Annotated in this window: 14 protein-coding genes; 11 read left to right on the top strand and 3 right to left on the bottom strand. The window is 62.1% G+C overall.

Annotation, left to right across the window (positions count from 1 at the left end; all coding sequences use genetic code 11):
- Positions 1-78: 78 nt before the first annotated feature.
- Positions 79-801 carry an NADPH-dependent F420 reductase gene (locus HW554_RS12640; RefSeq protein ID WP_176908955.1) on the bottom strand — a complete coding sequence of 241 codons (723 nt, stop codon included), beginning with the start codon at positions 799-801 and terminating at the stop codon, positions 79-81.
- Between the two features lie 198 nt (positions 802-999).
- On the opposite strand from HW554_RS12640, the gene HW554_RS12635 reads away from it, so the two are divergent.
- The 4 genes from HW554_RS12635 (at position 1,000) to HW554_RS12620 (ending at position 11,965) form a co-directional block, all read left to right on the top strand.
- On the top strand, positions 1,000-4,479 hold the full coding sequence (locus HW554_RS12635) for a UvrD-helicase domain-containing protein (protein WP_176908954.1): 3,480 nt from the start codon (positions 1,000-1,002) through the stop codon (positions 4,477-4,479).
- Between the two features lie 169 nt (positions 4,480-4,648).
- Positions 4,649-5,887 (top strand): TCR/Tet family MFS transporter, encoded by a 1,239-nt coding sequence (locus HW554_RS12630; protein WP_176908953.1) that lies wholly within the window; start codon positions 4,649-4,651, stop codon positions 5,885-5,887.
- A gap of 968 nt (positions 5,888-6,855) precedes the next feature.
- Positions 6,856-9,933, top strand: a complete 3,078-nt coding sequence (locus tag HW554_RS12625; protein WP_176908952.1) for a PD-(D/E)XK nuclease family protein — start codon at positions 6,856-6,858, stop codon at positions 9,931-9,933.
- Between the two features lie 523 nt (positions 9,934-10,456).
- Positions 10,457-11,965 (top strand): trypsin-like peptidase domain-containing protein, encoded by a 1,509-nt coding sequence (locus HW554_RS12620; RefSeq protein WP_176908951.1) that lies wholly within the window; start codon positions 10,457-10,459, stop codon positions 11,963-11,965.
- Between the two features lie 182 nt (positions 11,966-12,147).
- Here HW554_RS12620 and HW554_RS12615 read toward each other — a convergent pair whose 3' ends face one another.
- Positions 12,148-12,900, bottom strand: coding sequence for an energy transducer TonB (locus HW554_RS12615; RefSeq protein WP_176908950.1), 753 nt, complete (start codon positions 12,898-12,900; stop codon positions 12,148-12,150).
- 219 nt (positions 12,901-13,119) lie between these two features.
- Here HW554_RS12615 and HW554_RS12610 point away from each other — a divergent pair, with 219 nt between their 5' ends.
- The 7 genes from HW554_RS12610 (at position 13,120) to HW554_RS12580 (ending at position 18,814) form a co-directional block, all read left to right on the top strand.
- Positions 13,120-13,554: a nucleoside deaminase gene (locus HW554_RS12610; protein WP_176908949.1), complete on the top strand. Its 435-nt coding sequence runs from the start codon at positions 13,120-13,122 to the stop codon at positions 13,552-13,554.
- A 116-nt stretch (positions 13,555-13,670) separates the two neighbouring features.
- A complete protein-coding gene (locus tag HW554_RS12605) occupies positions 13,671-13,991 on the top strand; it encodes a hypothetical protein (protein WP_176908948.1) in 321 nt (106 codons plus the stop codon).
- Complete coding sequence (locus HW554_RS12600; RefSeq protein WP_176908947.1) at positions 13,964-14,395, top strand: hypothetical protein; 432 nt, start codon at positions 13,964-13,966, stop codon at positions 14,393-14,395. Before HW554_RS12605 ends, HW554_RS12600 begins: the two co-directional genes overlap by 28 nt.
- A 126-nt stretch (positions 14,396-14,521) precedes the next feature.
- On the top strand, positions 14,522-15,346 hold the full coding sequence (locus HW554_RS12595) for a mechanosensitive ion channel family protein (RefSeq protein ID WP_176908946.1): 825 nt from the start codon (positions 14,522-14,524) through the stop codon (positions 15,344-15,346).
- 90 nt (positions 15,347-15,436) lie between these two features.
- Positions 15,437-17,227 carry a chloride channel protein gene (locus tag HW554_RS12590; protein WP_176908945.1) on the top strand — a complete coding sequence of 597 codons (1,791 nt, stop codon included), beginning with the start codon at positions 15,437-15,439 and terminating at the stop codon, positions 17,225-17,227.
- Positions 17,228-17,469: 242 nt separating this feature from the next.
- Positions 17,470-17,925 (top strand): ribonuclease HI, encoded by a 456-nt coding sequence (rnhA, locus tag HW554_RS12585; RefSeq protein WP_176908944.1) that lies wholly within the window; start codon positions 17,470-17,472, stop codon positions 17,923-17,925.
- A 166-nt stretch (positions 17,926-18,091) separates the two neighbouring features.
- Entirely contained in the window at positions 18,092-18,814 is a 723-nt protein-coding gene (locus HW554_RS12580; RefSeq protein WP_246285211.1) for a tRNA1(Val) (adenine(37)-N6)-methyltransferase, read from the top strand.
- 47 nt (positions 18,815-18,861) lie between these two features.
- Here the strand turns inward: HW554_RS12580 and HW554_RS12575 are convergent, their stop codons facing one another.
- Positions 18,862-19,563 carry an ATP-binding cassette domain-containing protein gene (locus HW554_RS12575; protein WP_176908943.1) on the bottom strand — a complete coding sequence of 234 codons (702 nt, stop codon included), beginning with the start codon at positions 19,561-19,563 and terminating at the stop codon, positions 18,862-18,864.
- Positions 19,564-19,571 lie beyond the last annotated feature (8 nt).

The following is a 19,571-nucleotide window of genomic DNA, read 5'->3' as shown; positions in this document are numbered from 1 at the left end:
GTCAACTATTGGCTAAGCCGCTCATTCCAGCCCTACTGCCTACGAGTGCGTAAGTCCTAGAGAAGTAAGAGCGCGAGGCTACAACTGGGCGCCCTGATTCTTCATTTCCTGCTCCTGGGCAGCGTGGTTGGCCGCGAATTTGGCGCGCTGGGCTTCGGTCCGCTCGGTGCCCAGGCTGGCGAGGTGCTCGCGAAGTTTGTCGGCGGGCAGGTCGGCGCCGTAGGAGGGCGTGCCGGGCTGCTGCCGCCACGATTCGTGCAGCGTGCCGTCGTCTACGGCATCGAAGCCCAGCTCATCGACCAACTTCATGACCTGTTTTTTCGCGGCGGCATCGTCGCCGGCTACGGGCAGGGAGATGCGGCCGGGCGTACCGGCGGGTTGGCCCTTGTTTTCGAGGTGGTCGGCGTAGATGTTGTTGAACACCTTGACCACCGGCCGGCCCAGGTGCTGCTGCACCCACTCGCTTTCGGTCAGGTCGCCGCTTTGCAGCTCCGGAATCTGGCCGTCGCGCAGCATGGGGTAGTAGTTGCTGGTGTCGATGATGGGAACGTCGGCGCTTACGCCCTCGAACAGGTCCGGAGCTAGGTCGGGAATGTTTTTGAGCGGGATGGTGACCACGATGACCTCGCCGTGACGGGCGGCTTCGCGGGCCGTGGCGGGGGTAGCGCCGGTTTTTTTGGCTACATCCGTCAGGGTTTCGGGGCCGCGGGAGTTGGCGATAAGAACTGAGTGGCCGAGGTCGACGAGCCGCACGGCAAGGGCGCTGCCGATGTGGCCGGCGCCGATAATTCCAATATTCATGGCTGGGTAGTTAGCAAGTGAAACAGCCGCCGCAACTGCGCGGCGTGGTTGTAACAACGCCCGGCCGGCTGGTTTGTTCGGGTGGAGGTGGGCCGGCAGCTTGGCCCCGCTCGGTCAAGCTACCCCAATCGGGGCACTCAGGCAGCATGCTGATAGAGGGATTAACCCGACCTTTGGGTGGCTATGCTACCCTCCCTCATGTCCCAGCCCAACAAGCCCACCTTCCGCATCTACTCCTCCTCGGCTGGCTCGGGCAAAACCTACCAGCTCACCAAAGAATACCTGAAGCTGGCACTGGGCTCAGAGGAGGCAGGCTACTTCAAAAGGATTCTGGCCATCACGTTCACCAACGACGCGGCGGGCGAGATGAAGCAGCGGATTCTGGAGGCGTTGCGGCGGTTTGCGCGGCTGCCCGAGGGTGAGCACGACCCGCTGCTGGCTGACATTGCGGAGGAGCTGGCCGCCGAGGGGCCACTGGCGCACCTGGAAACGCCTGCGGAGCGCGAACGGGTGCTGCGCGAGCGGGCGGCGGCCACGTTCCGGTTGGCGCTTTACCACTATGCCGATTTTGCGGTGAGCACCATCGACTCGTTCGTGCAGCGCATTGTAACGGCGTTTACCCGCGAGCTGGGGCTGCCGGCCACGTTTGAGGTGGAGCTGGACAGCGCTCTGGTGCTGCAAGGCGCGGTGGCGCTGGTGCTTGATCGGGTGAACCGCGACCCGAATGCCGACCTGCTGTCGCGCACGATTTCCGATTTCGCCCTCAATAAAGCCGAGGAAGGCAAGAGCTGGAACAACCTGCCTGAGGAACTGGTCGAGTTCGGGCAGTTTCTGCTGAGCGAGCCGGTGCATGAGGCCATGCAGCAGCTGCAGGTGCTGAGCCTGGCCGACTACCGGCGGCTGCACGAGGGCCTGCGGGCCCGGCAGCGCGAGATTGAGGATCTGGTGCAGCAGACCGCGACCCTGGCGCTGGATGCGCTGGCGGAAACCGGACTGGAACCCGAGCATTTGGCCAGCGGGGCCAACGGCATCTATGGCCATTTCCAGAACTGGCGGCGTTGGCTGGAGGCTCCCGCCAAAGATGCCAGCTTCCCGACGGCCACCGCCCTTAAAACTGTGGAAACCGATAAATGGGGCAGCGCCGCCGCCAAAAAGCAGGGTCGCGAAGCCGATGTAGCGGCCGTTGCGCCGGCGCTGGCCCACACATTCGAGCGGCTCCAGGAGATACGGACGCGGCTGCTGCCCAGCTACCTACTGGCGGCCGGCATGCTGCCCTACGTATTTCAAGTGAGCTTATTAAGCGAGCTGAGCAAGGCCGTGGAACAGCTCAGCCGCGACCGGAACGTGGTGCTGATTGCCGAGTTCAACCGCCGCATTGCCCAGATTGTGCTGCACGAGCCGGTACCGTTCCTGTATGAGCGCATGGGCGACCGGTACCAGCACCTGCTGATTGACGAGTTTCAGGACACCTCGGTGCTGCAGTGGAACAACCTGCTGCCGCTGGTGGAAAACGCACTGGGCAGCGGCCACCTCAATTTGGCCGTGGGCGACGCCAAGCAGGCCATTTACCGCTGGCGGGGCGGCGAGATGGAGCAGATTCTGCGCCTCTATAAGAAGGAAACCAGCCACCTCTACGACCGGGTGCCCGACCCCGAAACCCGCCAGCGCCTGGCCGACCGTTACCAGACCATCACCCCCGCCCTGGAGGCCCGCAACCTGAACGTAAACTACCGCTCGGGGCGCGACATCATCGAGTTCAACAACGCCTTTTTCGGCCACGTAAGCGCCACCCACGGCGCGCTGCCGCTGGTGCAAAGCCTGTTCGATGAGGGATTCACCCAGCAAAGTCCGCCCGGTGCGGAGGCGGCGCGGGCCCACGTGGAGCTGCTGTTTACCGACGACGACGCGCCCGCCACCCGCTACGACGCGGCCCACGGCACCTTCACGCCCGACACGCTGCCCGGCTACCTGGCGGGCCAGACGCTCGACTACGCCGAAAGCACGCTCTACCTGACGCTGCAGCTGGTGCAGCAGGCGCTGGCCGACGGCTACCGGCTGCAGGATATTGCCGTGCTCTGCCGCACCCGTGGCAACAGCCGCCACACCGCCAAATTCCTGAAAGAGCGGGGCTACGATATTATTTCGGCCGATTCGCTGTCGTTGGAATTTGCCGAGGTGGTGAACCTGCTGGTGGCCGTGTTCCGGGTGCTCAACCGGCCAGATGATACGCTGGCCCGCGCCGAGGCCCTACTGCTGGTCGACCGCGTGGTGCGCGGCCACGCCCCCACCCCCGACCGGGCCCGGCGCTGGGCCGAGCTGGCCAACGACAAGTCGGCCGAGCCGTTTTTTGAGGAGCTGCGCGCGCTGGGCTACGACCTCCAGGAGAAAGAAACCGGCAACCTGGGCCTCTACGAGTTGACGGAACGGCTGCTGGGCCTGTTCGGACTGCTGGACCGGGCGGCGGAGCGCGAGTACCTGTTCCGGTTTCTGGATTTGACGCTTGAATACAGCCTGCGCTACGGCAACAACCTCAACAACTTCCTGGCCTACTGGGACCAGAAGAAGAGTAGCCTGAGCATCAACGCCCCCGCCGGCCGCGACGCGCTTACCATTACCACGGTGCATAAGGCCAAGGGCCTAGCCTACGGCGTGGTGATTGTGCCGTTTGCCGATTGGTCGCTCAGGCCTTTTATGGGCACGCTGCTCTGGGGCCGATTGCCCGAGGTGGCCGACCGGCCGGTGGCCGATATGCCCGGCGTGGCCGTGCTCAGCCAGAAGCAGGATTTGCTGCTCACGCCCTTGGCCGCGCAGTACACTGAGGAGCTGGAAAAGACGTTTCTGGAGGGCCTGAACATGCTTTACGTAGCCTTCACCCGCCCGAAGCACCGCCTCTACGTCATCAGCAAAAAGCCCAGGCCCGCCAAAGCCAGCAGCAAAAACGACGACGAAACAGGCCCCGACAAGCCCGCCGGCACCGTGGCCGAGCTGCTGCACTGCTACCTGGTAAGCACCGGACAGTGGGACGATGAGCAGATGGCGTACACTGTATCTTCAGCTGATAGCTCACAGCTGGTAGCTGATAGCTCTCTGAACACTAAAACCAGCAACCAACACCCAACAACCAGCAACCAGCTCCTGCTCACCAACCTCACCAGCACGCCTTGGGAGCAGCGGCTTCGGCTGCGGCGGCACGCCAACACCGTGTTCGATTTTGATGAGCAGCAGGAGCAGCGCGAGTGGAACCGCCGCCTGCACTACGCCCTTCGCCGCATACGGCAGGCCGCCGACGTGGAGCGCGTGGCGGCCCAGCTCGCGGCCGAGGGCCTTATCAGCCTACAGGAGCGCCCCGCGCTGCTGGCCAAGCTGCGCGAGGTAACCGACGATGCGCGGCTGGCCCATTACTTTAGCGACCAGGTGGCGGCTGAGACCGAACGCGAGATTCTGGTGGGCGGCACCCGCAAGCAGGACTACAAGCCCGACAGAATCGTGTTCGAGACTACCCCCGACGGCTTGGGCCGGCGCGTAACGCTGCTCGATTTCAAGCTGCCGCCCGCCGAATACCGGCACCGGGTGCCGTTGCAGCACTACGCCGCTCTGTTCCGGCAGTTGGGCTTTGAGCAAGTGCGCTGCGTGCTGTATTATTTCGACACCCGGGAAGTGGTGGAGTGGGAGGCGTGAGACGGTGAGCCCTTCTGTCATCCTGAGCGGAGCGAAGGACCTGGTAAGAAGCTAACTATTGATTGGCTTCTCACCAGGTCCTTCGCTCCGCTCAGGATGACAGAAGGGCTCATATATCCGCCTCCCCCGGAACCGCCTACCTTTGCGGCCCGCCCGTTTTGCCGCTTTCATGGAACCCACTGTTACGCCCGCGCCCCGCTCGGCCCTCACGTTTATCTTTATCACGCTGCTGCTGGATGTAACGGGCATCGGCATCATCATTCCCGTTATTCCGAAGCTGATTCAGCACCTGACGGGGGGCACCGTGAGCGAGGCGGCGCAGGTAGGCGGCTGGCTGGTGTTTGCCTACGCGGCCATGCAGTTCCTGTTTTCGCCGGTGCTGGGCAACCTCTCCGACCAGTTTGGGCGGCGGCCGGTGCTGCTGTTTTCGCTGCTTGGCTTCGGCATCGATTACCTGTTTCTGGCCTTCGCCCCCACCCTGGCCTGGCTGTTCGTGGGCCGGGCCATTGCGGGCATCACCGGGGCCAGCGTCACGACGGCCTCGGCCTACATTGCCGACGTTTCGACGCCCGAAAAGCGCGCCCAGAACTTCGGGCTGATTGGGGCCGCGTTTGGGCTGGGCTTCATTCTGGGGCCGCTGCTGGGCGGGGTGCTGGGCGAATACAGCCACCAATTGCCGTTTCTGGCCGCCGCGGGCCTCACGCTGCTCAACGTGGTGTACGGCTACTTTGTGCTACCTGAATCGTTGCCCCTGGAGCGGCGGCGGGCGTTTGCCTGGAAGCGGGCCAACCCCATTGGCAGCCTCCGGATGCTGGGCCGCTACCCCGTTATTCTGGGGCTGGTGGCCTCGCTGCTCTTCCTTTATGTAGCCGCCCACGCCACCCAGAGCACCTGGACGTACTACGTGATGGAGAAGTTCAGCTGGAGCGAGAAGTGGGTGGGCTACTCGCTGGCCGCCGTCGGGCTAATGGTGGCCGTTGTGCAGGGCGGGCTCATCCGGCGCATCAACCCACTGCTGGGCCCCAAACGGTCGGTGTACCTGGGCTTGCTGCTGTATGCGCTGGGCTTCGTGCTGTTCGCGTTTGCCAGTAAGGGCTGGATGATGTTCGCCTTTCTGGTGCCTTATTGCCTGGGTGGCATTGCCGGCCCGGCGTTGCAGGGCATTATTTCGGGCCAGGTGCCGGCCAACGAGCAGGGCGAGCTGCAAGGCGCCCTCACCAGCCTGATGAGCCTCACCTCCATCGTGGGCCCGGTGCTCATGACGAGCCTGTTCTCCTACTTCACCCGCCCCGCAGCCCCGGTGTATTTCCCCGGCGCACCCTTCATTCTGGCGGCCGTGCTCACCCTCATCAGCGTAGCCCTGGCCGCCCGCTCGCTGGCTAGCTACGTAGTGCCGGTGAATGAGTGACTACTACGGGAGTTCGGATTCTAAGCATCCGTTTGTACTCGCAACTCAAGTCTTTCCCCCGCCGGGTTCCGACCCTCAAACGCCCCATGTTCCAGCCCCGCTGCATCTGGGTGCAGGTAAAAGTCGTTCGTTTCGGCTACCCGGTGCCAGCGTAGGGTATCCAGTTCCAGGTGTATCAGCCACGTAGTGACGGCGGGCTCCTGCCCCGGATGCGGCTCCACCAGTTACAGGAAAAAGTCCGTCGGACCACTCGCGGCATAAGTCGCTCACGATTTGCCCGTGCAGACCGGCAATTTCGGGCGTAGTATGCAGGCGGTAGGGGCCCGGTAAGTTTCCCTGGTACTCCAAGTCCTCCCACCCCTCAAACCACCGATCAAATTCCCGACTAACTGCCCCAGATTCCTGCTCAGTGGTAGGCAAGCGGAGCTGCTCGTTTTCAAACAGCACTACGGGCTCCTCCGGAATCGGCAGCGGCTCGGGCGGCGGCTGATAGCCGAACAGCTTCCGGATGGGCAGGATGATTTTCGCCCCAGCGCTCCAGATGCCGTAACCAATTCCCAGTACCAGTAACGCCCCTACTCCTATAATCAGAACCGGTATGGCTAGCAGCGCCAGCAATACCAAGCTGCGTGCGTTCTCCCACCAAGAAACTGTGGGTGGTGGCGGCGGCAGAATGACGATTTGTTGAACGGTGAAGGGCATACGATGAGACAAATCAGAGAATTCTTTAGTAACTCAAGTTGCGGAGGGCGATGTAGGGGCGGGGCTTGCCCCCGCCCGGCCCTGAAACGAGGCGTTGTGGCCTTTATCCGCCGTTCAACGCTACTGTGCAACGGCGGGCGGGGGCAAGCCCCGCCCCTACGTCGTTCTTCGCAACTCACTCCGCAACTTGGGCTTTTCTGCGAGCATAAGCCGGTTTCTGAACGAAAGGCACTGTACCTTTAAGTAGATTTTCTGACCCGCCGCGCATGCCCACCACCCTCCCCGACCTGCCCCTTTTCGCCGCTGTCCCCACCCTGCCGCCCACTGCCACTTTGCCCGACGCTACGCCCTTCCTGACCCGGGTGGCCCGCGAGCTGGTGGCCCAGTACGGCGGGCCCAGCGGCGAGCTGGCCGAGCTGGTGCTGGTGGTGCCCACGCGGCGGGCAGTGGTGTACCTGCAGAACGAGCTGAGCCTGGCCGCCGAGGCCGGCCAGGCCGTGTGGAGCCCGCGGGTGGCTTCGATGGAAGACTACATGGTAGAGCTGGCTGGTGTGCGCGTCGAGGAGCCGATTGCGTTGCAGCTGCTGCTGTTTGAGATTCTGCAGGACATCGACCCGCAGCTGGATTTCGACCAGTTTGTGGGCTGGTCGGCGCTGCTGCTGCAGGACTTTTCGAGCCTCGACCAGAACCTGGCCTCGCCCCGCAAGGTGTTCGAGTACCTAAGCCAGGCCAAGGCCCTGGAGCGCTGGGATCTGGGGGCCGAATTCCAGCTTCCGAGCAGCACCACGGCCTACTTTCGCTTCTGGGACGACCTCGACAAGGTGTACCTGCGCCTGAAAAAGCGGATGCGGCGCGACCGGCTAGCCTACCCCGGGCTGGCCTACCGGCTGGCCCAGCGCCGGGTGCGCGAGCAGCTGGAAGCCGGCGAAACCCTGCCCCGCCACGTGTTCGTGGGCCTGGGTTTTCTGTCGAAGGCCGAAGAGCGGCTCATCCGCCACCTGCGCAAGGCCCGCCTGGCCGATGTATTGTTCGATGGCGACGCGTTCTACCTCGAGCCCGGTTCGCCCAACCGCGCCGGCCAGCACCTGCGCCAGTACCAGGAGCGGCTCGATTTGCCTTGGGAAAACTTCGGTGGGCCGGCCGAGCTGCTGCGTCAGTTGCCGCGCACCGTGCGCATGGTGGGCGTGGCCAACTCCTCGATGCAGGGCAAGCTGGCCGGCCAGCTGCTGGCCGCCGCCCGCCAGGCCAACCCCACGGCCAAAGTAGCCGTGGTACTGCCCGACGAAACGCTGCTGCTGCCTGTGCTCCATGGCCTGCCCCCCCGCGAGGTGCCCGAGTACAACGTAACCATGGGCCTCAATTTCCAGAGCACGCCCCTGTTCAACCTCGTGGATCTGCTGTTTGAGGTGCACCTGACCGGCGTGCGCGAAGGCTCGCAGGAAACGGGCTACGGCGTACCCCGCTACCACCATTTGGCCGTCAGCAAGCTGCTGCAGCACCCGTTTCTGCGCCGCTACCAAAGCTGGCTCGACAAGCAGCCCGACACGCCCGAGGCCCAGCTGGGCCTACTCGACCGGGTGTGCCGCGCCATTGTGCAGCGCCACGCGGTGCTGCTGCCGGCCGAAGAACTGGTAGAGCTGGGCCAGGGCCACCCGCTGCTGACGGCTCTGTTCGCCACCTGGAACAACTGCGACGACATCATTGCGGCCTGCAACACGCTCATCGACCTGCTCAAAAAGGCTTACCAGGACCAGCATTCGGCCATTGAGGCCGAGTATCTGTACCTGTTCTACACCCTCGTCAAGCGGCTGCATTCGGTGTTCGACTGCCGGGAGCAGCGGCTGTCGGTGCGCTCGTTCCGGCGGTTTCTGTACGAGCAGATGCGCAACACGCGCCTGCCCTTCAGCGGCGAGCCGATTGCCGATGTGCAGGTGATGGGTCTGCTCGAAACCCGGGCCCTCGACTTCGACCACGTCATCATCCTGAGCTGCAACGAGAACGTGCTGCCGGCCCCCAAGCGCCACAGTTCCCTGTTTCCGTACGACGTGCTGACCACCTTCGGCCTGCCCACCTACGCCGACCACGAGGCCGCCACCGCCCACCAGTTCTGGCGCCTGCTCCAGCGCGCCCGCAACGTCGATCTGCTGCACATCCTGCCCGGCGCCGAGGGCACCCGCACCGGCGAGCGAAGCCGCTTTCTGCTGCAGCTGGAGAATGACTTAGCCCTGCAGAACCCCCAGCTGGAACTGCTGGATTTGACGGTGACGGCTGATGAGTCGTCAGTTGCTGGTTGTCAGTTGCCAGTTGTTGAAAGCGCGCAGTCAGCAGGCTTCAACCAGAACAGCCTGACAACTGACAACCAGCAACAAACAACTGACTTAATTCTCGAAAAAGATGCCGGGATGCTGCTGGCGCTACGGGAGCTGCTGCAGAAAGGCCTCTCGCCCACCGCCCTCAACCAATACCTGGGCTGCTCGCTGCAGTTCTATTTCCAGCGAATTGCCCGCTTCCGCGAGAATGAGGAGGTGGAGGAAGCCCTCGGGCCCGACGGCTTCGGGACGGCGGTGCATGAGGCGCTGGAGGAGCTGCTCCAGCCCTTCTCGCAGCAGCAGACGCCCGGTGCCCCGGCCCTCACGGCCGCCGATATTCCGGGCTTGCTGGCTCTGGCCCCCATCATGGTAGCCAAAGCCCTGCGCAAGGAGGTAGCCGGCCGGCACGCCCGCGCCGACGAGGGCCTCAACCACGTGCTGGGCCAGGTGGCCAAGCAACTGGTGCGCCGCTACCTCGAAAGCCTGCTCGACACGGAAGGCGCCCTGCCTTTACGCATCCAGAGCCTCGAAGAACCCCTGCACGCTACCGTATACGTGTCCCTGGAGGATGGCGAGAAGCTGCGCGTGAACCTGTTCGGCCTCGCTGACCGCGTAGACCAGCTGCCCAACGGCGACCTGCGGGTGGTAGATTACAAGTCGGGTCTTGTGGAGAAGTCGCACCTGCAACTGCTGAAGCGCAACGAAGCGCCGGCCGCGGCCGTGGAGCGCCTGCTCACCGACGCCACCCCTTCGGCCGACAAAGTGCGCCAGCTCTGGCTCTACCGCTTCCTGCTAACCCAGCAGGGCCGCCCCGCCGCCGACGCGGCCATCATCTCGCTACGCAACCTGGCGGCCGGCCCCATGTCGGCCGACATGGGCTTTCTGACGGCTGAGGGCCAGGATTTCGGGCACCACAGCGAGGAGCTGCTGGGCCAGCTGGTGCGCCGAATCCTCGACCCCGCCGAGCCCATCCGCAAAACCGACGACCTCGATAAATGCCAGTACTGCGCCTATCGGGGTATTTGCGCGCGGTAAAAATCAGCCGAACCCCAATTTCCAAAGCAGCAGCAGGCAGTTTAGCTTCCTCTCGGGTCAGCGACGAAACTGTTGGTAACGGCGGTGCCACCTGTGCCAGCGCGCTGCCCATCGTCGCCTTACTCACCTGCAGCATCTGCTTAGCCTGGTCGGTGTAAAACCCCTGCCAAACCTGCCTGTTCAGCTCGCTAGCGATGCTCAGACCCGCCAGATCCAGGCGGGCGAAGTACGCCAGCTCCAGAGCAATAGGGCTGGGCGTGCGCCCCAACAGGCCGGCCAGCTGAATTATAGCGCCTGAGGCAGCATCTGCATCAAAATAACCGCTATACCAGACTAAAGGCACATTTCATCGGTCATAGCTGGGGCACTCCCTTTACATGCTATCCATCGGGTTGCTGTATAGGTATCTCTAAAGCGCCGACTTGCGTTTAGATGATTGTCCTCTGTCCTAAAGCAAGAGAATTCTCGCCTGCTCAGGCACACTAAGCAGCGGTTTCCTGGCTTTTCACCTAGAAGCATTCCGATGAGAAAATCAACTATCCTTTTACTTTCCAGTAGCTTTTGCCTCCTGCAAATGGGCGGTGTCAGTTGCACCAGCAAGCAAACCCCGGATGAAGAAAGCGTCACTGAACGCGCTGAAACGGCATTTTTAGCACAAGACACCCCGGCCGATGACACTCCGGGAAGTGCGGCCTCATCGGATATTGGCAACTTTGTAAAGGCCTCCAAGGCCGCGACGCCGGCAGTCGTACACATTAAAACCACCTATAGCGCTTCTGCGAATTATGATGAGTCGTTTGGGCAGGCGTATGGCTCCCCTTCCGGCGGCGGTACGGCCATGGGTTCCGGTTCCGGGGTACTTATCAGCGGCAACGGCTACATCGCCACGAACAATCACGTAGTGGAAAATGCCTCCGCAATTGAAGTCATTCTGCCCGACAATCGACGGTTTGCTGCGGAATTGATTGGCCGTGATCCAAACACCGACTTAGCGCTTATCAAAATCAAAGCTGACAACCTGCCCAGCATCAAACTCGGCAACTCCGATAGCGTGCAGGTGGGGGAATGGGCGGTGGCGGTGGGGTATCCTTTTTCGCTCAATACGACTGTTACGGCCGGCATTATCAGTGCCAAAGCGCGCAGCATCGGCATTATCAACCGGCCCAGCCGCAATGGCAATGCGGAGCCTAGCGGCAACCTGGGGGTAGAGTCGTTCATCCAAACCGATGCGGCCATTAACCCCGGCAACAGCGGAGGCGCCCTGGTTAACACGAATGGCGAATTGATTGGCATCAACTCGGCTATTGCATCCCAGACGGGCAGCTATGCCGGTTATGCGTTTGCCATTCCTGTGAACCTGGCCAAGAAGATTCTGGGGGATTTGCGGGAATATGGCACGGTAAAACGCGGTCTGCTGGGGGTATCCTTCCCGTCGCCCAACGCCGAGGCGCAATACTTACAGCAGCAGGGGCTCCAGCCGGGCGTCGTAAAAGGCGTTTACATTACCGGGGTTCTCGGCAACAGCGCCGCCGCCGCCGCCGGCTTACAGGAAGGTGACATTATCCAGCGCATTGACGGCATGCAGTTGAACTCGTCCGCCGAGTTCTCCGAAAGAATTGCCCGGCACCGCCCCGGTGATACCGTCAAGCTGACCTACTTACGCGACAACAAAACCCGCTCTACCTCGGCCACACTGAAAGGAGAGGAAGCCCTGGCGACGGCCAAAGGCAATACCAACCTGGATAAGATCTATAATAAGCTTGGTGCTAGCTTCTCGCCCTTGCCTGGTTCGCTGAAACAACAGTTAAATCTGCAGGCTGGGGTGTTGGTAACCGATGTCCGGCAGGGTGGCTTCTTCGATCAGGTTGGCATTCCCAGCGGAACCATCATCGCCTTCATCAACGGCAAATCCATTAAGAATCCGCAGGACATTGACCGTGCCTTACTCTCGGCCCAAAATGGCATGATCCAGATGCTGGCTATTGCCCCGGATGGGTCGCGGGTAGTGTTTAACTTTTCGCTCGGAGCGTAAGCTAACGGGCAAGGAAAACACGAGCCGATTCACCCACTAATGGCTAAACTCGAACGCAAGCCCGTGGTTGTTGCCCGTGCTGATGATGGGCGGCGCTTGCCTTGGCCTCCTAACTAGTGGCCATAGACTGCGAATCAACCCATCCGCACAACTGACGACCTCGCTAAGTGCCAATGCTGCGCCTACCGGGGCATTTGCGCGCGCTGACCCGGACGGCTTGGGGCAGGCAGGGTCTGAGCAGTACGCTCCACGCCGTAGGCCGTTACGCGTACCTGGTCGATGTAAGGAGCCTGGGGCCGCTGATCCTGCTGCTGCACGCGGGCCTGATAGGCGGCGGCTTCTTGCTGGTTTACCATGGCAAAGTTCACCCGTAGCAGGAACTGGGCCCGCGTCGGCTGGCCTTGATAGACGGCCGGAATCCAACGGTCGGGCTGCTGTTTGAGCACCGCCCACACAGCTTCCGTGCATTCTTTGGAAGGCGTGGTTACCACTTGGTAATCCTGGGTTTTGCCCTGCTCATTCACGACGTAAGAAATGACTACTTCGCCCTGCTGACCCTGTTGCAGTGCGGCTACCGGGTACCGAATGCTTTTACCAATATCGGCCGTGCGCTTGGCGCGGCTACCCATGTACTGCGGGGCGCGGCTGGGGCGCACCAGTTGCCAGTCGTTGTTCAGATACAGGAGGTAACGGGCCGTATCGGGGCGGCTGTAGGCAATACGGCTCGAATCGTAGTTCATGCGCAGCGTTAGTTCGCCTTGCTGGTCGTAGTACTCCCAGATGCCGGTGTGCCGGCCGTCGGTCAGAGTGCCTTTTTCGTATGTAACGGCCGGTGCAGAGTCCGTATTACTGGATTTTCGCTCTTTCTTCTGCCCGAAAACCAATTGCGGGCCGGCCAGTAGTACAAGTAGCAACAGGAAAAGGGACTGGCGCATAGCGGATAATTACAGGTGTTGGGCGGATAATGGCACCCGAAAAATAAGTGAAATTTTTCGGGTTCACGGCCAGCCGGCCAGCCAGATGGCGCCCCCCAACCGCAGCGCGGCACCGCTGAAAACACCCTGCTTGGTGGGGAACGTCGTCATTCTTTCATGATTCCAGCTCTACCTTTCGCCTTCTAACTCCTAGCTTCCAACTTCTAGCTTCTTTAAAAAATGGACGAATTCATGCAGGCTGCCATTGATGAGGCGCGCCAGGGCCGCCAGGAAGGCGGTATTCCGATTGGCTCGGTGCTCGTGCGCGACGGCAAGCTCGTGAGCCGCGGGCGCAATAAGCGCGTGCAGGAGGGCAACGCCATCAAGCACGGCGAAATGGACGCCCTGATGAACGCCGGCCGCCAGCGCACCTACCGCGACACGGTGCTTTACACCACCCTGATGCCCTGCTTTATGTGCGCCGGCACCATTGTGCAGTTTAAAATCCCGAAAGTAATTGTGGGCGAGTCGCGCACCTTCGGCGAATCGAAGGCCTTCCTCGAAAGCCACGGCGTGGAGGTGGAAATCCTCGACCTCGACGAGTGCGTGAAGATGATGGAAAGCTTCATTGAGGAAGAGCCCGAGCTCTGGAACGAGGACATTATGGAGCTGTAGAAATTGGGGCGGGAAAACGGGGCGAGATGTGACGAAACGCCAAAACGTGCGTAAGTAGTAGCTGGCAGGCCCTCCTGCCGGCTCTATTTAGCACAGCAAGCATATTCTACCGTAGCATGGCCACGCCCGACCCTATCACTCCTTTCGCCGCCACCAAAAAGTGCCCGCACTGCGGCCTCTGGACCGAGTGGCAGCAGCGCCCCACCGACCACTGCCAGCACTGCGGGCAGGAGCTGGAGCCGCACCGCGCCGCCGCCGATGAGCACCGTCAGCAGCAGGCCGATGCGCCCCTCTCCGACCGCCTGATGCTCATTGAAATCAAGCCCGATGACAACCCGGTCATCAAGTTTTTCAAGTACATCATCCGGGGCGGGCAACTGGCTTTCGGAGCCCTCATGGCCTTCTTCGTGTGGCTGGTAACGGTGGCGGCCGGATGAGTGGCCGCCGCCGGCTCCCGGCCGGGCTACGCCACCCGCTGTTCGTGGCCGGTGTAGGCATCTACCTGGTGCTCATCCTGTACAAAACCGGCAGCCCGCTGGTAGCCGGCTGGCCCCGCCCGCCGGCCCTGTTGCGCGCCCACCTCGCCGACGCCCTGGCCCTGCCGCTGCTGCTCACGCTGGAGCTGTGGCTGTTGCGCCGCTACTACTTCCGCCGGCCGGCCTTTGTGCTGCCTATATCCTGGATATTCAGCACCTGGCTGGTATTCAGCCTGTGGTTTGAGTGGCTGCTGCCCCACCTCGATGCCCGCGCCACCGCCGACTGGCGCGACGTGCTGGCCTACGCGCTGGGCGGGCTGGTATTTGGGCTCTGGCTGAACCGGCCGGCTGAACCAGCCGACTAACCTTGGCGGCCCGCTTGCCCGTATAGTTCGTATTCAGGCCCCGCCGGCACCTCGCCGACGGGGCCTTGTGTTGCCTTCGGCCATTATCGGCTTACCCCGTTTCTGGCTTCCACAGCTCCTTATAAAATGACCACCGACTTCCACCACGTACTGCTTGCTTACTGGGAGCAGTTTCTGTTTGTATTGCCCAAGCTACTGATTGCCTTGGTGCTGCTGACCGTTGGCCTCTTCGTTGCCGGCCGGCTCAGTGCGCTGCTCAGCCACCGCCTGCACCGTCGCTCCGCCGACCCGCTGCTGGCCGATTTTCTGACCCAGATAAGCAAGTGGGTGCTGAGCCTAATTGCACTGCTGGTGGCCCTCAACGTACTGGGCTTTACGGGTGTGGTGGGCAGTCTGCTGGGCGCGGCGGGCGTGTCGGCCTTCATTGTGGGCTTCGCCTTCAAGGATATTGCCGAGAACTTTCTGGCCGGCGTTATTCTGGCCTTCAACCGGCCATTCCGCATCGATGATACCGTGCAGATAAAGGACCTGGTGGGCCACGTGGTGGCCCTGAACCTGCGCACTACCCTCATCCACACTTTCGACGGCAAGCATATTTTTCTACCCAACTCTATGGTGCTTAAAGAGCCCCTCACCAACTACACCCGCGACGGCGAGTTGCGCATGGACTTTCTGCTGACCGTGGAGCTGGGCGAAACCGTTATGCCCGACGTAGTGAAGACCCTTATCGTACGCTACCTGCAAAGCGTCCCCGAAGTGCAAACCGGCCTGAAAGCGCCCTACGTGAACCTGGAGAAGGCAGCCGCCACGACCGCCGATTTGCGGGTATATTTCTGGAGCGACGCCGGTGACTACCGCCGCGGCGTGCTACAACTTAAAAGCCGCCTGATGCAGGACGTGAAGCAGGAGCTTGTGGGGGCTGGCTTCAGCGTGCCGGCGCTGGCGGGCTAACATACTTGGGGCAGAATAGACGAACCAAGCGTGCTTTTCGTTAGGTTGCAGTTTCCTGCCTGCCGGGCCTTTTTGCTGCCCTCGCTGTCTATGTCTCAGAACTCCATTCATCGGCTGTTGCTGCCGCTGCTCATGTGGCGCGTACGCCACATCAGCGACCGGGCCTACCTGATTCTGGTGAGCATTCTGATCGGCGTGCTGGCAGGGCTGGCGGCGGTGGTACTTAAAACCCTGGTGCACGACACGCAGGGGCTGCTAAATGCCTGGGTGCCGCTGCAGTACCAGGTATTCAGCAGCTCCCTGTACCCCATTATCGGCATTGCCCTCACGGTGCTGTTCACGCGCTATTTCCTGGGCGGCGACCTGGGGCGGGGCATCGGGCCGGTGATATATAATGTGGCCCGCCAGGGCAGCATTGTACCGCGCAGCAAGCTGTATTCGCAGCTCGTGTCGTCGTTCCTCACGGTTTCATTCGGCGGTTCGGCGGGTCTGGAGGCGCCCATTTCGGTTACCGGCGCCGCCATTGGCTCCAACGCCTCGCGGGTGCTGCGCATCGGGCGGCGGCAGCGGCGCCTGCTCACGGCCTGCGGCGCGGCGGGCGGCATTGCGGCCATCTTCAACTCGCCCATTGCGGGGGTGCTGTTCGCCGTTGAGGTGCTGCTTTCCGAGTTGTCGGCGGCGTATTTCGTGCCGCTGCTCATCTCCTCGGCCACGGCCACCGTGGTGTCGAAAGCCCTGTACGCGGGCCAGCCCTTCGTGCTCATCACCACCAGCTGGCCCGTTGATGCCGTGCCGCTGTACCTGATGCTGGCGTTGTTTACGGCCCTGCTTTCGGTCTATATGATTCGGGTGTATTTCTGGGCCGACCGGCAGTTCAGCTACTACCCCGGCATTTTCTGGAAGGTAGTATTCGGCGGACTGGCGCTGGGGGGGCTGGTTTTCCTGTTTCCGCCACTTTACGGCGAAGGCTACAACAGTGTGCAGCAGTTGCTGGGCGGCCACTCCGAGCAGCTGGTCAATGGCTCGCTCTTCGATGTTTTTAAAGACCAGAGCGCCTGGCTGGTGCTGCTGGTGGCCGCGGGTAGTATGCTGCTGAAAGTGGTGGCCACCACCATTACCATCGGTTCCGGTGGCAATGGTGGCATGTTTGGCTCGTCGTTGTTTGCCGGGGCGCTGTGCGGCTTCATTTTCGCGCGCCTCATCAACTTAAGCGGTTTGTACCCGATTTCGGAGGTACACTTTATTGTGCTGGGTATGGCCGGCACCCTGGCCGGGGTGGTACACGCCCCGCTCACGGCCATCTTCCTTATTGCCGAAATAACCGGCGGCTACGCCCTGTTTGTGCCTTTGATGCTCGTTACCTCGGGCTCCTACCTGATTACGCGCTACTTCGAGCCGTACTCGGTGTACACCCGCAAGCTGGCGCAGAAGGGCGTGTACATGAACCATGACCGCGACCGGGGCCTGCTGGCGCTGCTCGACGTAACAAGCCTGCTGCAAACCGATTTTCAGCCGGTACGACCCGACGACACGTTGGGCGAGCTGGTGCATACCTTCCGCAACACGTCGCGCAACCTGTTTCCGGTCGTCGATTACGATGACGGGGGCCGGCTGCTGGGTGTCGTCAGCCTCGATGCCGTTCGCCATTCCCTCTTCGACGACGCCCACTACACCACCACCCGCGTACGCGACCTGATGGATGAGCCGCTGGCCATCGTGCGCCCCGACGATACGTTGCTCGACACGCTGCGCTGCATGGAGCAGCTCGATGCCTGGGCTCTGCCCGTACTCGACGCCGACGACCGATATCTTGGTTTTCTGCTCAAGTCCACCATCCTGGCCAACTACCGCCGCCAACTATTAAAAGACAGCGGAGAGTAGGTTTTTGGGCTTTTATTTGTTCGTATTCAGCTCACAGCTGTGGGTCGAATACCAGCACATCCTCGATGCGGGGCCGGCCACACTTCCTGTCAGGGCCGTAGAAAATCGAAGCGAGGCTCCGTTTCTGCTGCACATCCAACGCATGTGGGTTGTACCTTGCGCCCTCCCATTTTGGCTGCTCAGCTCGTACCCGGTTGCTTTACGTACGCGAGCTGACAGCGACAAGCTAACATTTCAGCACCTTGATTTACCTGTTCACCGATGGCTCCTCGCGGGGCAACCCCGGGCCGGGCGGCTACGGCGCGCTTTTGCGCTTTGGCGCCCACGAGAAGGAACTCAGCGAGGGCTTCCGCCTGACCACCAACAACCGCATGGAGCTGCTGGCCGTGATTGTAGGCCTGGAAGCCGTAAACCGCCCCGAGCTGCCCGTTATGGTCGTCACCGATTCGCGCTACGTAGTGGACTCGGTAGAGAAAAAGTGGGTGTTCGGTTGGGCCAATAAGGCCGATTTCGGCAAGAAAGCCAACGAGGACTTATGGCGGCGCTTCATCAAAATATACAAGCAGCGCACGGTGCAGTTCCGCTGGGTGCGCGGCCACAACGGCCACCCCGAAAACGAGCGGTGCGACCAGCTGGCCGTGCGCAGCGCCACCCGCGGCCCCCTACTGATTGACGCCGGCTACGAGGCGCTGGTTTAAGGATTAGGGATTAGGGATTAGGGATTAGGCAGAGAACGTCATTCAGAGCGTAGCGAAGAAGCTGGCGTGCTGACGTTGCCATGCTAACCCAACGTCAGCACGCCAGCTTCTTCGCTGCGCTCTGAATGACGTTCTTCCCAACAGCTGGTAACCGGCAACTGAAACAATGGCTAACTCCTACTTCCAGTTCAAGCAGTTCCGCATCGAGCAGGCAGCCTGTGCCATGAAGGTGTGCACCGATGCCTGCGTGCTGGGCGCGGTAGCAGCCGTAGCAGGTGCAGCGCGGATACTCGACATTGGCACCGGCACCGGCCTGCTGGCCCTGATGGCGGCCCAGCGCAACCCTACGGCCACCATCGAAGCCGTGGAGCTGGACGAAGCAGCAGCGGCGCAGGCAGTGGCCAACTTCGCGGCCAGCCCCTGGGCAGCGCGGCTGTACCTGCACGCGCAGCCGCTGGCCCAGCTGGCCGCCGCCTGCCCCCGACCCTTCGACCACATCATCTGCAACCCGCCCTTTTTTCGCCATGCCCTCCGCTCGCCTGACGCCCGGCGCACCACCGCCCGCCACGCCGCCAACGATACGCTGAGTTTTGCTGAGCTGGCCCGCTTTGCCGCCGACTTCCTGACGCCCCCCGGTCGCCTCACGGTGCTGTTGCCGCCCCCCGAAATGCAGGAGTTTGAGCGCGAGGCGGCTGCCATGGGCCTGTTTCCGGCAACCCGGCTGGTACTTCGCCACCGCGCCACCAGCAAGCCGCTGCGCCATATCGTGGAATTCGGGCGGCAGCCTATATCGGTACAGAAGCAGGACCTGCCGCTGCACGAGCCGGACTCCGAAACCTATACTTCCTGGTTTCGGGAGCGGCTGGGGCCGTTCTATCTGGCGCTGTAGCAACTGCCATGCACTGCGAAGCGGGCTGCCACCGCTGACCGATTTGCTTAGGCAAGCGGCAAAAGTGCCGTTAGGGCTTCCAGTTTCTGCTGATGCAGCTGGCCCAACAAATCGGTGGGCAGGCGGGCGAAGTCGGTGGCGGGATAATGACGCAGGACCCGGCCCTCGGCCAGTACCGTTATTTCGTCGCACAGTTCGGTGAGGGAGCCCAGCAGGTGCGAGGTCAGCAGGATACCGGTGCCCTGCTGGCGCAGGCGGCGCAACACCTCCATGAGCAGCAGGTTGGCGCTCAGGTCGAGGCCGTTGAAGGGTTCGTCGAGCACGAGGTAGCGGAAGTTTTGCACCAATAGCGCCAGCAGGGCCAACTTCTTCTTCATACCAGCCGAGTAGTCTTCGGCGTATTGGTTAAGGGGCAGTTCCAGCAGCTCATTCCAGCCCGCGAGGCTGGGCACCGGCTGGCCGCGGGCCTGCAGGCAGAATTCCACGTATTCGCGGCCGGTGATGCGCGGGTAAAAGTAGGGCTCGTAGGGCAGCAGGCCCGTGCACTCGCGGATGCTTTGCCCGCTGGTTTCGTGCACCGCGCCACGGTAGTCGGCGTGCAGGCCATAGAGGCAGTGCAGCAGCGTGGTTTTGCCCGCTCCGTTGGATCCTACCAGCCCGTGCAGTGTGCCCGGCCGCAGATTCAAATCGACGTGGTGCAGCACCGTGTGATTCCCAAAATCTTTGCCTAAGCCTTCAATTGACAACATATTCCGTG

Origin of the sequence: Hymenobacter lapidiphilus, from assembly GCF_013377885.1 — a bacterium.
Taxonomy (GTDB): Bacteria; Bacteroidota; Bacteroidia; order Cytophagales; family Hymenobacteraceae; genus Hymenobacter; species Hymenobacter lapidiphilus.
Note: the sequence above shows the minus strand (reverse complement) of the source record. Positions and strands in the feature narration are given on the sequence as shown.